At 71.4% G+C, this 13,424-nt stretch carries 13 protein-coding genes; 7 read left to right on the forward strand and 6 right to left on the reverse strand.

Annotated features, from left to right (window positions below; all coding sequences use genetic code 11):
• Window positions 1–183: 183 nt before the first annotated feature.
• A complete protein-coding gene (gene pdxR / locus ACFSVL_RS33875; protein WP_378310115.1) occupies window positions 184–1,554 on the reverse strand; it encodes a MocR-like pyridoxine biosynthesis transcription factor PdxR in 1,371 nt (456 codons plus the stop codon).
• A gap of 89 nt (window positions 1,555–1,643) precedes the next feature.
• Here pdxR and ACFSVL_RS33880 point away from each other — a divergent pair, with 89 nt between their 5' ends.
• On the forward strand, window positions 1,644–2,318 hold the full coding sequence (locus tag ACFSVL_RS33880; RefSeq protein ID WP_378310116.1) for a pyridoxamine 5'-phosphate oxidase family protein: 675 nt from the start codon (window positions 1,644–1,646) through the stop codon (window positions 2,316–2,318).
• Here ACFSVL_RS33880 and ACFSVL_RS33885 read toward each other — a convergent pair.
• Both ACFSVL_RS33885 and ACFSVL_RS33890 read right to left on the reverse strand, forming a co-directional pair.
• Entirely contained in the window at window positions 2,293–3,741 is a 1,449-nt protein-coding gene (locus tag ACFSVL_RS33885) for a sensor histidine kinase (RefSeq protein WP_378310118.1), read from the reverse strand. The two genes, ACFSVL_RS33880 and ACFSVL_RS33885, sit on opposite strands and share 26 nt — an antisense overlap.
• The gene (locus ACFSVL_RS33890; protein WP_378310856.1) at window positions 3,738–4,439 is read right to left on the reverse strand and encodes a response regulator transcription factor; all 702 of its coding nucleotides are present in this window, start codon (window positions 4,437–4,439) and stop codon (window positions 3,738–3,740) included. Before ACFSVL_RS33890 ends, ACFSVL_RS33885 begins: the two co-directional genes overlap by 4 nt.
• Before the next feature lie 111 nt (window positions 4,440–4,550).
• Here ACFSVL_RS33890 and ACFSVL_RS33895 point away from each other — a divergent pair, with 111 nt between their 5' ends.
• From ACFSVL_RS33895 to ACFSVL_RS33905, 3 genes are read left to right on the forward strand one after another with little or no spacing between them, the layout of a single operon-like run.
• On the forward strand, window positions 4,551–4,925 hold the full coding sequence (locus tag ACFSVL_RS33895) for a VOC family protein (RefSeq protein ID WP_378310120.1): 375 nt from the start codon (window positions 4,551–4,553) through the stop codon (window positions 4,923–4,925).
• Window positions 4,922–5,743, forward strand: coding sequence for a class I SAM-dependent methyltransferase (locus ACFSVL_RS33900; protein WP_378310122.1), 822 nt, complete (start codon window positions 4,922–4,924; stop codon window positions 5,741–5,743). Before ACFSVL_RS33895 ends, ACFSVL_RS33900 begins: the two co-directional genes overlap by 4 nt.
• A 10-nt stretch (window positions 5,744–5,753) precedes the next feature.
• Window positions 5,754–6,740: an asparaginase gene (locus ACFSVL_RS33905; RefSeq protein ID WP_378310124.1), complete on the forward strand. Its 987-nt coding sequence runs from the start codon at window positions 5,754–5,756 to the stop codon at window positions 6,738–6,740.
• Here the strand turns inward: ACFSVL_RS33905 and ACFSVL_RS33910 are convergent, their stop codons facing one another.
• From ACFSVL_RS33910 to ACFSVL_RS33920, 3 genes are all read right to left on the reverse strand, one after another.
• The gene (locus ACFSVL_RS33910; RefSeq protein ID WP_378310126.1) at window positions 6,741–7,220 is read right to left on the reverse strand and encodes a cysteine dioxygenase; all 480 of its coding nucleotides are present in this window, start codon (window positions 7,218–7,220) and stop codon (window positions 6,741–6,743) included. It abuts the gene before it with no gap.
• Window positions 7,221–7,494: 274 nt separating this feature from the next.
• Window positions 7,495–8,520 carry an NAD(P)H-dependent glycerol-3-phosphate dehydrogenase gene (locus ACFSVL_RS33915; protein WP_378310127.1) on the reverse strand — a complete coding sequence of 342 codons (1,026 nt, stop codon included), beginning with the start codon at window positions 8,518–8,520 and terminating at the stop codon, window positions 7,495–7,497.
• Complete coding sequence (locus ACFSVL_RS33920; RefSeq protein ID WP_378310128.1) at window positions 8,520–9,239, reverse strand: lysophospholipid acyltransferase family protein; 720 nt, start codon at window positions 9,237–9,239, stop codon at window positions 8,520–8,522. The genes ACFSVL_RS33915 and ACFSVL_RS33920 overlap by 1 nt, the downstream gene beginning before the upstream one ends.
• 116 nt (window positions 9,240–9,355) lie before the next feature.
• On the opposite strand from ACFSVL_RS33920, the gene cofC reads away from it, so the two are divergent.
• Genes cofC through ACFSVL_RS33935 form a run of 3 tightly spaced genes read left to right on the forward strand, consistent with a single transcriptional unit; the run spans window position 9,356 to window position 13,402 of the window.
• Window positions 9,356–9,988 carry a 2-phospho-L-lactate guanylyltransferase gene (gene cofC / locus ACFSVL_RS33925; RefSeq protein WP_378310130.1) on the forward strand — a complete coding sequence of 211 codons (633 nt, stop codon included), beginning with the start codon at window positions 9,356–9,358 and terminating at the stop codon, window positions 9,986–9,988.
• A gap of 55 nt (window positions 9,989–10,043) precedes the next feature.
• Complete coding sequence (locus ACFSVL_RS33930) at window positions 10,044–12,458, forward strand: RNA degradosome polyphosphate kinase (protein WP_378310132.1); 2,415 nt, start codon at window positions 10,044–10,046, stop codon at window positions 12,456–12,458.
• Window positions 12,455–13,402, forward strand: a complete 948-nt coding sequence (locus tag ACFSVL_RS33935) for an NUDIX hydrolase (protein WP_378310134.1) — start codon at window positions 12,455–12,457, stop codon at window positions 13,400–13,402. The genes ACFSVL_RS33930 and ACFSVL_RS33935 overlap by 4 nt, the downstream gene beginning before the upstream one ends.
• Window positions 13,403–13,424 lie beyond the last annotated feature (22 nt).

Genomic DNA, 13,424 nt, shown 5'->3' on the forward strand with positions numbered 1-13,424 from the left:
CAGACCGGCCCGGTGACCCCGCCCCCACATCCTCACAGTGGCGTTCGGTGCATGCCACGCACCCAATGCGGCGTTCGGTGCATGCCACGCACCCAATGCGGCATTGGGGCGCAAGCAGCGGGGCGGGCGAAAGCGAGCGTCCGGCGGTGCCCTGACCGGCAGCGGCAGCCGCCCGCCCGGGGTTCAGCGGAGCAGGCCGACCAGCGTCGGCACCGCGGCCGTCAACGCCTCCCGCGAACACCCCGCGTACCCCAGCGCGATGCCGTACACAGTCGGCGTTCCGGCGAAATGCCGTGCCAGCCCGTCGAGCCGGATCGAATGCCGTTCCGCTTCGGCGAGCAACCGCGCCTCCGCCTCGGCGCTCCCCACCGGCACCACCAGGTGCGCCCCGGCGTCGTCGCCCACGAACGGAATTCCGGCCGTCCTCAGCGCACCGACCAGCACCGTCCGGCGTTCGGCCATTTCCCGGCGCAGCTTCCGCAGGTGGCGGCCCAGATCGCCGGTCCGGGCCAGTTCGACGAGCACCCGCTGGCCGGCCGGCGACGGGCGGGTGCCGGTGAGATCCCGGTACGCCAGCACGGAATCCGCCACCGCGGCGGGGGCGACGAGCCAGCCCGCGCCGAGCGTCGGAGTGAGGATTTTGCTGGTGGTCCCGAGGTGCACGACGACATCCGGGGCGAGCGCGGCCAGCATCGGCAGCGGGGCGACGTCGAAGCGCAGCTCGCCGTCGTAGTCGTCCTCGATGACCAGCATGCCTTCCGCCCGGGCGCGCTCCACGAGTTGCACGCGCCGGGCCGCGCTCATCCGGCTGCCCATCGGGTACTGGTGCGCTGGCGAGCAGTAAACCGCGCGCGCACCAGCGGGAATCGCGTCCGGGCGCAGGCCTTCCTCGTCCACCGGCACGCCCACGACGGTGAGCCCGGCCTGCCGGAAGGCTTGCACCGCACGCTGATAGCCCGGTTCCTCGAAGGCGACGACCGCTCCCCGGCGCAGCACCGCGGCGGCGAGTTCCACGACCGCCGCGGTAGTACCGCCGGTCGCCAGCACCGAGCCAGCGGCCAGACCACGGTGCCGCAGCAGGTGTTCCGACACCGTCGCGCGGTATTCGGGCAGCCCGGCGCGGTGCGCGCGAGTGAGCGGTTCGGGGTCGGCGGCGGCGCGCCATGCCCGCCGCCAGGCCGCGCGATCGAGCCCGCCGGCCCACGGGGTGCCCGGCGCGAGGTCGAGCATCGGCCCGGATTCCGGTTCGGCGAGAAGCGAACCGGGCGTCGAGACCGAGGCGGCGGCGCGGGTCGGCGGGGTGGTCACGTAGGTGCCGGAGCCGTGCCGCCCGGCGATCCAGCCCTCCGCGTGAAGCTGCTCGTACGCGGCGGAGGTGACCGTCCGCGAGACGCCGAGCCGTTCGGCCAGCGCGCGGGTGGACGGCAGCCGGTCGCCGCCGCGGAGGTGCCCGCCCGCCGCGGCTTCGCGCAGCGCGTCGGCCAGCTGCACGGCCAGCGGAGTGGCCGCTTCGCGGTCGAGACTCACCGGCAGGGCAGTGTCGGCGTAGGACACGGCGGACCTCCGTTATCGCGAAGTGGACTTCTCAAGTGTAGAAGAAGTGGACATTCAACATAGCCACTTGCCAGCCGCACACTGAACACATGAGCAGCCTTTCGCCCACCGAACGCACCACGCTCGGCCGCAAACGCCACCGCGGAGCCAGCGAACGCGCGGCACTGCACGCCGTGCTCGACGAGGCGCTGATCTGCCACCTCGGCGTGGTCCGCGACGGCGTCCCGCTGGTGCTGCCCACCGGATACGGCCGCGACGGCGGCACCCTGTACTTGCATGGTTCCACGGGCGCGGCCAGTCTGCGAGCCGCTGCCGGGGAAACCGACGTCTGCGTGACGGTGACCCTGCTCGACGGGATCGTCTATTGCCGCTCAGTGAACAACCACTCGGTGAACTACCGCAGCGCGGTCATCCTCGGCCGGGCCCGGCTGGTGACCGACGCGGACGAGAAGATGCGCGGCCTGCAGGTGCTCACCGACCACCTCTCCCCTGGCTCGTGGGAGCACGCCCGCCCGGTGAACAAGAAGGAGTTCGCCGCCGTTTCGGTCATCGCGCTCGATCTGGCCGAAGCGTCGGTGAAACTCCGCGCCGAGGGCCCCGACGACGAGCCCGAAGACGTCACCGAGAACGCCGCCTGGGCCGGAGTACTGCCGGTGCACACGGTGTTCGGCGAGCCGGAGCCGTCCGCCGACCTGCCTGCGGGCTGGGCCGTGCCGGAACACGTCGCCACCCGCGTCATCAAGACAGCGGCAACCGCACGGTGAACACAGTCTGGCCGGGGCGGCTCTCCAACGAGACCGTCCCGCCGTGCTCCACCACCAGCGAATGCACCACCGACAGCCCCAGCCCGGTGCCGCCGGCGGCCCGGGTGCGGGAGTTGTCGACGCGATAGAACCGGTCGAAAATCCGCTGCTGGTCTTCCGCGGAAATCCCCGGCCCGGCATCGGTGACGGCGGCGATCGCCGTCCCGTCCGCCGCGCTCACCGCCAGCTCGACCGGGGTCCCCTCAGCGGTGTGCACCGCCGCGTTCGCGAGCAGGTTGTCCAGAACCTGCCGCAGCCGTGCCGGATCCGCGTGCAGCAGCACGGGTTCCTCCGGAATCGACACCGTGAGCGGATGCCCCGGACGACCGGCCCGGAACGCGTCCGCGGCAGCCGCGGCGATCTCGGTGAGATCCATCCGCTGCGGTCGCACCGGCGGCTCGACGTCGCGTGCGTCGAGGCGGGCGAGCAGCAGCAAATCGTCCACCAGCACGCTCATCCGCGCGGTCTCGGCCCGGATCTTCTCCAGGTGCGCCTCGCGTTCCTCCGGCTCATTCGCGGCGGCGTAACGGAAAAGGTCGGCGTAGCCGCGAATCGACGTCAACGGCGTGCGCAGTTCATGCGAAGCGTCCGCGACGAACCGGCGCAGCCGATCGTTCGCCTCAGTGCGTGCGGCCAGCGAAGACTCGATGTGGGTCAACATCAAGTTGAACGCCGTCCGCAGCTCCTCGACCTCCGCACCGCCGCCGGTGCCGGACGCGCGCACCGGCAGATCCGCAGTGGCAGTGAGGTCGTGTGAAGCGATGTCGTGTGCGGTTCCGGCCATGTCCGACAACGGCCGCAGCCCGCGCCGCAGCACGACCCGGCCGGCGATGACGAGAATCGCCAACGCGATCAGGAACGCGATCACCTCGATCAACATCAGCTGCTGCACGGTGTTGTCGAGGTCGGATTGCGGAGCGGCGCTCAGCAGCACGGTGCCGGTCCCGTTCCGCGAAGTCTCCACCGGGCACGCCCGGACGCGGTAAGAACCCTGGCCAGGCAAGGCAATCGTGCGGAAAAGGTCGCCGCTGGTCGCTTCCTCGGCGATTCGCGCCAGCGGCCGCACGTCGTCGGGCAACGTGCTGCCCGGCTGCGGGACAGCGCGCCCTTCCCGGACGTCGAACACCGCTGAATACCAGGAATAGACGACTTCCGGACTGTCCTTCGACTCGCGCAGATGCGGCACCTGCGCGACCTGGCTGGTCTTGAGCTGCTCGTCGAGCCGCCGGCTGAGGTAGTCGTGCATCAGCTCGACGGTCAGCGCGCCGACGATCGCGAACACTACCAGCGCCAGCGCGCCCAGCCCGAACGCCAGCCGCGTGCCCAGCCGGGAGGCGCGCCAAGCCCGGTACCACCGGCGAGCCCAGCGCCCGATCCGGCTCACCGGCCCGCCTGCCGCACGGCATACCCGACGCCGCGCACGGTGTGGATCAGCGGTTCGGCCCCGGTGTCGAGCTTGCGCCGCAGCCGCGAGACGGCGAGTTCGACCACATTGGACCGGCCGCCGAAGTCGTACTCCCACACGTGGTCGAGGATCTGCGCCTTCGTCAGCACCGCAGGCGAGCGCCGCATCAGGTAGCGCAGCAGCTCGTACTCGGTCGGCGTCAGCTCGGCGAGCCTGCCGCCGCGCCGGACCTCGTGCGTCTCCTCGTCGAGAGTGAGGTCGCCCACTTCCAGCACGGCCGTGCGCGCGTCCGGCTTCTCGGACGTCCGGCGCAGCACCGCGCGCAGCCGCGCCATCAACTCCTCGACGGAGAACGGCTTCACCAGGTAATCGTCACCCCCGCGGGTGAGGCCGGCGATGCGGTCGGCGGTCGCGTCCTTCGCGGTCAGGAAGACCACCGGCACCGCGTCGTGCTTCTCGCGCAGCTTGTCGAGCACGGTGAAGCCGTCGAAATCGGGCAGCATCAGGTCGAGCACGACGATGTCGGGAGAGAACTCGGCAGCCCGCGCGAGCGCGTCGGCGCCGCACCCGGCCGTCACGGCCTGCCAGCCCTCGTAGCGGGCGACGGTCGCGACCAGGTCGGCGATGTGCGGCTCGTCGTCCACGACCAGCAGCCGCACCGGGTTCGGGTTCTCCACCCCGCCATCCTCCGCGACGTCCGCGCGGGCGCGCGAGCCGAACCCCGGGCTGACAGCCACTCGACAGGAAACCTGTCGCGCGCATCGGGCATTCCGGGCAGACTCCGGATGATGACCGCTTACGTGGACAACATCACCGTCGACTGCGCCGACCCGTGGCAGCTGGCCCAGTTCTGGACCCAGGTCACCGGCCGCCCGGTCGGCGAGGACGACAAGCAGGGCGACGAGGAGATCGGCATCACGCTCGACTCCGGCGTCACGCTGCTGTTCATCGCCGTGCCGGAACCCAAGACAAGCAAAAACCGGCTGCACGTCTGCCTGAAGCCGGACGACGCGACCCGCGACGAGGAGGTGGAGCGGCTGCTCAAGGCGGGCGCGACGCTGCATTCCGACCACCGGCGCGAGGACGGCGGCGGCTGGGTCGTTTTGCAGGACCCGGAAGGCAACGAGTTCTGCGTGCAGCGCAGCGTGGCGGAGATGGCGTGACCGATTCGTTCGACATCAACCGGGCCAACTGGGACGACCGCGCGCCGATCCACGCGCGCTCGGCGTACTACGAGTTCGACAAGTACCGATCCGATCCCGGGCACCTGAGCCAGATCGTGCGGTTCGACCAGCCGCGCCTCGGCGACGTCTCCGGGCTGCGCACCGTGCACCTGCAGTGCCACATCGGCACCGACACGCTGTCGCTGCACCGGCTCGGCGCTCGCGTCTCTGGTCTGGACCTTTCCCCGGCGTCGCTCGCCGAGGCGCGCAAGCTCGCGGACGCCACCGGCGCGGACATCGACTACCACGAGGCGAACGTCTACGACGCGGTGGAAGTCTTCGGCGAGAACACGTTCGACCTGGTGTACACCGGGATCGGCGCACTCTGCTGGCTGCCGAAGATCGCGCCGTGGGCGGAGGTGATCGCGCGGCTGCTGCGCCCGGGCGGGCGGCTGTTCATGCGCGAGGGCCATCCGATGCTGTGGTCGCTCGACGACGAATCCGAACGCGCGTGGCCGAAGTACGACTACTTCGAGCACGACGAGCCGCTGGTGTTCGACGAGTCGGCCACTTATGTCGAGACCGCCGAACCGCTGCGCGCCACCACGTCGCACAGCTGGAACCACTCGCTCGGCGAAATCGTCACCGCGCTGCTCAGCCAGGGCCTGATCCTGACCGGGCTGACCGAGCACGACACCGCGGCGTGGAACGCGCTGCCGCACGAGATGGAAGAGGCCGGGGACGGCGAATGGCGGCTGCGCGACAACCCGCGCCGGATCGCCGCGAGCTACACCCTGCAGGCACAGCGCCCCGCATAGAGTGCGAGACATGACTCGCATCGCCGTCGCCGCGCTGGGCGGCACCATCTCGATGGCTCCCGGACGTTCGATCGAAGACGGCGTCGTGCCGCGGCTGAGCGCCGAGGACCTGCTGGGCGAACTCGGTTCCCGGCTGCCGATGGAGGTCACCGCGGCGACGCTCGCCGGGATCTCGAGCTCGTCGATGGACTACGCGACGCTCGCGCGCACCCGGCAGTGGGGCCTCGACCAGATCGAGGCGGGCGCGGACGGTCTCGTGGTGGTGCAGGGCACGGACACGCTGGAGGAAACGGCGTACCTGTTCGACCTCACGTGGCCGTCCGACGCGCCGGTGGTCGTCACCGGCGCGATGCGGAACCCGAGCCTGCCCAGCCCGGACGGCCAGGCGAACCTCCTCGCCGCGCTCACCGCCGCCGCCGATCCGCGCAGCCGTGGCCGGGGCGCGCTGGTGGCGTTCAACGACGACGTGCACGCGGCGCGGTGGGTGCGGAAGACGCATTCCAGCCACGTCGAAACGTTCTCGTCGCGGCCGGCCGGACCGCTCGGCATGGTCGCCGAAGGAGCGGTGCACTACTTCCACCCGTCGCCGCCGCGCCTGCCGGTGCTGCCGGGCGCCGAGACGGTCGATCTCGTTCCGCTGCTGGAATCCGGGCTCGACGATTCGGGCGAGCTGCTGTCCCTGGTGCTCAAGGGCGGAGTGCGCGGCGTGGTGATCGCGGCCAACGGCGTGGGCCACGTGTCGACCGGAACGGCCGACGTGATCGCCGCCGCCGAGGTGCCGGTCGTCGTCGCGTCCCGGACCGGCGCGGGCCCGACTTTCCGCGGCACGTACGGATTTCACGGCTCCGAATCGAGCCTCATCCGGATGGGCGCGACGATGGCCGGGTGGCTGTGCCCGCGGAAATCCCGGATCCTGCTGCAGGTGCTGCTGGCGGCGGGCGTCGGCCGGGAGGAGATCGAGCGGCAGTTCAGGCTGCGCGGCGATCTCGACCGCTGATCACACCCGGACCGGGCCGTCCACCGGATTCGCCTGGTACGACCGCATCCGCCGACCGCCCTCGCGGTAGACGTGCACGCTGATCGCCGGGTCCGGGCCGTCGTTGCGCACCTCGTGCACGTAGCCCGGCCCGAACACCCGCGACTGCCCGGCGGACAGCCCGTGCACCTCGGTCACCGCGCGGCCGCCCGGGGCACGCCGCGCGACGGTTTCGGTCAGCCGCCCGGACACGACGGTGAACGCGCCGGTCGCGAAGGCGTGGTCGTGCAGGTCGGTGTGCTGGCCGGGAAGCCAGCTGAGCAGCCAGATCTCCTGGCCGTCCGCGCGCTCGACGAGGGCGGAGAAGCGGTCGTCGGGGTCGTAGCGCAGCAGGCTGCCCCAGCGTTCCCGGTCGGCGGCCACGTCGACGGCGACGCGGACCGGATGGCGCAGGGCGGGGTTCTCGGGACGCAGCAGGGTGTTGTCCGGAACGGCGAACATGAAAAGAAGTCCTCACGGGAAGAATGGGGTGTCGAACTGGGCCGGGGCGGGGTTCACCGACAACAGCGACACGACATGCCCATGACGGGGCGGAGGTCGTCGGACCCCGGCCGCATCGTCATCTCGCACGTCAGCATGCCGCACAGCGAACCAGCCCCGGACCGCCCGGTCAACCCGTCTCACCCCCTGGACCGCCCCGGTGAGCGCAGGTTCACACCGGTGCCCCTCGTGAGTGGCGATCCCGGTTAGAACCGGGATCGCCACTCACGAGGGCCTAGCTCCACTCCGGTTTCCGGGACCGCCCCAACAGCTCCGCGCCCGCCTGCCGCGGGTCGACGCCCTCGTGGCACACCCGGTACATCGCCTCCGTGATCGGCATGTCGGCCCCGTGCCGCCGCGCCAGTTCGCGGATCGACGAGCACGACGCGACCCCCTCCGCGACCTGCCCGCCGGTCGCCGCCTGCGCCTCGGCCAGCGTTTCGCCGCGCCCGAGCCGTTCGCCGAAGGTGCGGTTGCGCGACAACGGCGAGGAGCACGTCGCCACCAGGTCGCCGAGCCCGGCGAGACCGGCGAAGGTCAGCGGGTCCGCGCCGAGTTTCGCGCCCAGCCGGGCCATTTCGGCGAGGCCGCGGGTGATGAGCGTCGCCATCGTGTTCGCGCCGAGGCCCATCCCGGCGGCCATCCCGCAGCTGAGCGCGATCACGTTCTTGCACGCGCCGCCCAGCTCGCAGCCCACCACGTCGGTGTTGGTGTAGGGCCGGAAATACTGGTTCGACGTCGCCTGCTGCACCGCTTTCGCCCGCTCGTGGTCCGCGCACGCGAGCACCGCGGCGGCCGGCTGCCCGGCGGCGATCTCGCGGGCCAGGTTCGGCCCGGACACCACCACGATCTCGCCCGGCGCGACGCCCGCGAGTTCGGCGATCACCTCGCTCATCCGCTTGAGCGTGCCCAGTTCCACGCCCTTGGCCAGGCTGACCAGGATCGCCTCGGGCGGCAGCAGCGGCTGCCAGCCGGTGAGGTTCGCGCGCAGGCTCTGGCTCGGCACCCCGAGCACCACCGCCTGCGCGCCGTCCAGCGCCGCGGCGGCGTCGGCGGTCGCGGTGATCCGTTCCGGCAGCGGAGTGCCCGGAAGGTACGACTCGTTGGTGTGCCGTTCCCGGATCTCCTCCGCGACGCTTTCCCGGCGCGCCCACATCGTCACGTCGCGGCCCGCGTCGCCGAGCACCTTCGCGAACGCGGTGCCCCACGAACCCGCGCCGAGCACGGTGACCCGCTGCACGTCGGCGGCGAAACCCGCCATCAGGCACCGTCCCGCGCGGAGCCGTCGTCCGGCTTCTTCGCGGGCGGCTCCTCCTGCCGGATCTCGACCAGCAGGCGGGTCACCTCGTCCATCAGCACCGCGGTGACCTCGCGCAGGGTCGAGGCGCTGCGCGGGTTCGCGCCGCGGAACCGCGACAGGTCGATCGGGTCGCCGACCAGGTGCGTGACCGTCTTGCGCGGCAACGGCGTGAACTTCTTGGTGTAGCCGTTGAAGATCTGGTTCGTGCCCCAGCGCGCGATCGGGATCACCGGCACGTCGTTCTGCAGCGCCAGCCGCGCCGCGCCGCTGTAGGCCTCCTTCGGCCAGCCCAGCGGGTCCTTGGTGATGGTGCCCTCCGGGTAGATCACGATGACCTTGCCCTCTTCGAGCGCCTGGTGCGCGGCCTTGAGGCTGTCGCCCGCCGCGCTCGACCCGCGCGCCACCGGGATCTGCCCGGACCCGGTCACGATCCGGCCGAAGACCGGCACGTCCTTCAGGCTCGCCTTGAGGAAGAACCGCGGCACCCGCTTCTGCCGGTGCACGAACACCGCGTCGACCGCCGGGTCCAGGTGCGAGATGTGGTTCATCACCAGCACCGCGGGCCCCTGCCGCGGGATTTTCTCCGCGCCGAGGTACACCCGCTTGCCGATCGCGGTCAGCGGATAGAACGCGGCGGCGGCCAGCCCCACCCAGAATCCGCCCTTCTCACGCCGTGCCACAGTTCTCCTCCTCGGGTCGCCTCTGCTCCGGGTGATCCTGCCGCGCGCCGGTTCGCGCAGTCCAGGGAGGGTGCGCTCACGCACGCGTCCGGCGGGTTTCGGGTAAAGATGGACACGTGGACGCAGACCTCGTCATGCCGCTGAAACCGCCGGGCACGGGCAAGTCCCGGCTGCGCGGCGCGGTGCCCGCGCACCGGCACGCGGAGCTGGTGCTGGCGCTGGCCTGCGACACGCTGGCCGCGGTCACCTCGGTCGCCGGCGTCCGGCGCGTGCTCGTCGTCACCGCCGATCCGGCCGCGCTGTCCGAATTGGCCGGTCTCGGCGTCGAACTGGTCGCCGAACCGGCGGGCGGCGGGCTCAACGAAGCGTTGCGCCACGGCGCGGAACTGCTGCGCGCGGACGCGCCCGGCGGCGTGGTCGGCGCGCTCCAGGCGGATCTTCCCGCCTTGCGCGCGGTGGATCTGGAGCAGGCGCTGTCCGAGGCCGCCGGCCGCCGCGCGGTGGTTTTCGACCGGCAGGGCACCGGCACCACGCTGCTGCTGTCCGCGCCGGGGGAACCGCTCGACCCGCGGTTCGGCGCCGGATCCGCGGAACTGCACCGGGCGTCCGGCGCGATTCCGCTCACCCGCGCGCTGCCGTCGCTGCGCGGCGACGTGGACACCGAAGACGACCTCCGCCACGCCGCGAAACTCGGTCTCGGAAAGCGCACCGCGGCATTGCTCCCGGCCGAACGGGCGCGAATGCGCTGAGCTGTTCACTCGACCTTCATCGCGGCCTGCGCAATCCGCGGCTTCGTAGTGAACAATGGGCAGGGTGAGCACAGAAGACGGCAGCACTCCGCCCCGGCGGCGCGTGAAGAGCGGCAGCAGCGCAACCCCCTCGTCCCCGGCCCCGCGCTCTGCGGGCAGGAAGGCGACCTCGCGCGGGAACGCTGACTCCGCCGCGGGCCGTCGGGCGAAACCCAAGGCAGCTCCGGCGGAAGACAACGCCAAACCGGCCAAGCGCAAAGCCGCCGCCTCGACCGCGGCGAAGAAACCCGCCGCGCCGCCAGCCGTCTCCAAGGCCGTCGTGCGGCCGCGCCGGACCACGACCGAAAGCGGCGAGGAATTCCGTTCCGTCCCCTCGGCCCCGCCCGCCGTCACCTCCGCGCCCACCGCCGTCGAGTCGCTGCCCGACGACCGGTATTTCAACCGCGAGCTGTCCTGGCTCGACTTCAACGCCCGCGTGCTCGCGCTGGCCGAGGACGAATCGCAGCCGCTGCTCGAACGGGCCAAGTTCCTCGCCATTTTCGCGTCCAATTTGGACGAGTTCTACATGGTGCGGGTCGCCGGGCTGAAGCGGCGCGACGGCACCGGCCTGTCGGTGCGCAGCGCGGACGGGCTCACCCCGCGCGAACAGCTGGACTACATCGCCAAGCGCAACCAGGACCTGGTCGAGCGGCACACCGCCGCGTTCGAGGAGCACCTGCGCCCGCAGCTGGCCGAGCAGGACATCCGGCTCGTCGGCTGGGCCGACCTTTCCGGGGCCGACCAGCTCCGGCTGTCGAGCTACTTCTCCGAGCAGATCTTCCCGGTGCTCACGCCGCTCGCGGTCGACCCGGCGCACCCGTTCCCGTACATCTCGGGGCTGTCGCTCAACCTCGCGGTCACCGTGCGGGACCCCCAAGGCGGGCTCGAACGGTTCGCGCGCGTGAAGGTGCCGAGCAACGTGCCGCGGCTGATGCGCGTGGAAACCGAACGGGGCAGCCGGTCGGCCACCTTCCTCCCGCTCGAGGAACTGATCTCCGCGCACCTGAGCGATCTGTTCACCGGCATGGAGGTGACCGAGCACCACGTCTTCCGGGTCACCCGCAACGCGGACTTCGAGGTCGAGGAAGACCGCGACGAGGACCTGTTGCAGGCGCTGGAACGCGAGCTGGCGCAACGCCGGTTCGGCCCGCCGGTGCGGCTCGAAGTGGCGCAGGACATGAGCGAGCACATGCTCGAACTGCTGCTGCGCGAGCTGGAAGTCGACCCCGAGGACGTCGTCGAGGTGCCCGGGCTGCTCGACCTCACCTGCCTGTTCCAGCTGGCCGGCGTCGATCGCAAGGAGCTGAAGGACCGGCCGTTCGTGCCGGCGACGCATCCGGCGTTCGGCGAACGCGAAACGCCCAAGAGCGTGTTCGCGACGCTGCGCGAGGGCGACGTCCTGGTGCACCACCCGTACGACTCGTTCTCCACGAGCGTGCAGCGGTTCATCGAGCAAGCCGCGGCCGACTCGAAGGTGCTGGCGATCAAGCAGACGCTGTACCGGACGTCCGGCGATTCGCCGATCGTGGACGCGCTGATCGACGCCGCCGAGGCGGGCAAGCAGGTCGTGGCGCTGGTGGAGATCAAGGCGCGCTTCGACGAGCAGGCCAACATCACCTGGGCGCGCACGCTGGAACGCGCGGGCGTGCACGTGGTGTACGGCTTGGTGGGCCTCAAAACGCACTGCAAGGTGTCGATGGTGGTGCGGCAGGAGGGTTCGACCATCCGCCGCTACTGCCACATCGGCACCGGCAACTACAACCCGAAGACCGCGCGGCTGTACGAGGACCTCGGCCTGCTCACCGCGGACCCGAGCATCGGCGCGGACATCACCGATCTGTTCAACGTCCTCACCGGCTACTCGCGCCAGGACACCTACCGCACGATCCTCACGTCGCCGCACGGCATCCGCCGCGGCATCGTGCGCGCGATCGGCGAGGAGATCGAACTCGCCCGCGCCGGGCTCGAAGCGGGCATCCGGATCAAGTGCAACTCGCTCGTCGACGAGCAGGTGATCGACGCGCTGTACCACGCGTCGCAGGCCGGGGTCCCGGTCGACGTGGTGGTGCGCGGGATCTGCTCGCTGAAGCCGGGCGTCGAGGGGCTGAGCGAGAACATCCGCGTCCGCTCGATCCTCGGCCGGTTCCTCGAGCATTCGCGGGTGTTCCACTTCCGCGCGGGCGGCACGCACTGGATCGGCAGCGCGGACATGATGCACCGCAACCTCGACCGCCGGATCGAGGCGCTGGTGCGGGTCAAGGACCCGAGGCTGACACGGCAGCTGGACGAGGTGTTCGATTCGGCGCTCGACCCGCACACGCGCTGCTGGGTGCTCAGCGCGTCCGGCGAATGGCAGCCGTTCCCGGCCGCCGGCTCGCAGGTCCGCGACCACCAGCTCGAACTCGCGAAGCTGCACGGGGCCGTCGGATGAGCGTGGACGTCCGGGCCGCCGGCGCGGTGCTCTGGCGCCGCGCCGGAGCGAGGATCGAGATCGCCCTCGTGCACCGGCCCCGCTACGACGATTGGTCGCTGCCGAAGGGAAAGGTCGACCCCGGCGAGACGATCGCGGCCACCGCGGTGCGCGAGATCGCCGAGGAGACCGGGTTCCGCGCGGTGCTGGGCCGCTATGTGGCGCAGACGAGGTACGAGGTGCCCGCGAAGAACAACGGGCGGCTGCTGCGCAAGAGCGTCGACTACTTCAGCGGCGAAGCCGTTGCGGGAGCTTTTGAGCCCAACGAAGAGGTCGACGAACTGCGCTGGCTGGACCCGGTCGCCGCCGAGCAGCTGCTGACGCAGCCGACGGATGTCCGGGTGCTGCGCGAGTTCTGCGCCCTCCCGCCGGTGCTGACGACGGTGTTGCTGGTACGGCACGCCAAAGCGGGCAAACGCGAGGACTGGACCGGCGACGACGACCTGCGCCCACTGTCCGAAGCCGGCCAGCGCCAAGCCGCCGCGCTGCGCGAACTGCTGCCGCTCTTCGGCCCCGACCGCGTGTTCTCCGCACCGCGCCTGCGCTGCGTGCAGACCGTCGGCGGAGTCGCCGACGCACTCGGCGCCGAGGTGCGGCACGAGCCGCTGTTTTCGGAAGAGGGCTACTGGCCGGACCCGCTGCTCGGAATCCGCCGCCTGCTGGCGATCGCGGCCGGCGGGGGCACTCCGCTGATCAGCAGCCAGGGCGGGGTGATCCCGGACCTGGTGAGCGCGCTGGCGGACCGGGACGGCCTGGAACTGCCCGCCGCCCGCGACGGGGTGGTGCCGAGCAAGAAGGGCTCGCTGTGGGTCCTGTCGTTCTGCTCCGGCGACGACGGCCCCGTTCTGGTGGGCGCGGATTATTACCCGAGCCCGCTGCCCGCCCCGGTGCCTTCGGCGGGCTGATCCTTTTCCGGGGCCCGGCACC

The organism is Amycolatopsis silviterrae, from assembly GCF_042684085.1.
Lineage (GTDB): Bacteria > Actinomycetota > Actinomycetes > Mycobacteriales > Pseudonocardiaceae > Amycolatopsis > Amycolatopsis silviterrae.

Excerpts from the sequence above, each read along its gene's own strand:
- ACFSVL_RS33910 (WP_378310126.1), bottom strand. The coding sequence starts at position 7,220 with ATGTTCGCCGTTCCGGACAACACCCTGCTGCGTCCCGAGAACCCCGCC.
- ACFSVL_RS33880 (WP_378310116.1), top strand. The coding sequence starts at position 1,644 with ATGAGCAGCCTTTCGCCCACCGAACGCACCACGCTCGGCCGCAAACGC.
- ACFSVL_RS33935 (WP_378310134.1), top strand. The coding sequence starts at position 12,455 with ATGAGCGTGGACGTCCGGGCCGCCGGCGCGGTGCTCTGGCGCCGCGCC.
- ACFSVL_RS33905 (WP_378310124.1), top strand. The coding sequence starts at position 5,754 with ATGACTCGCATCGCCGTCGCCGCGCTGGGCGGCACCATCTCGATGGCT.
- ACFSVL_RS33930 (WP_378310132.1), top strand. The coding sequence starts at position 10,044 with ATGGGCAGGGTGAGCACAGAAGACGGCAGCACTCCGCCCCGGCGGCGC.
- ACFSVL_RS33895 (WP_378310120.1), top strand. The coding sequence starts at position 4,551 with ATGACCGCTTACGTGGACAACATCACCGTCGACTGCGCCGACCCGTGG.
- ACFSVL_RS33915 (WP_378310127.1), bottom strand. The coding sequence starts at position 8,520 with ATGGCGGGTTTCGCCGCCGACGTGCAGCGGGTCACCGTGCTCGGCGCG.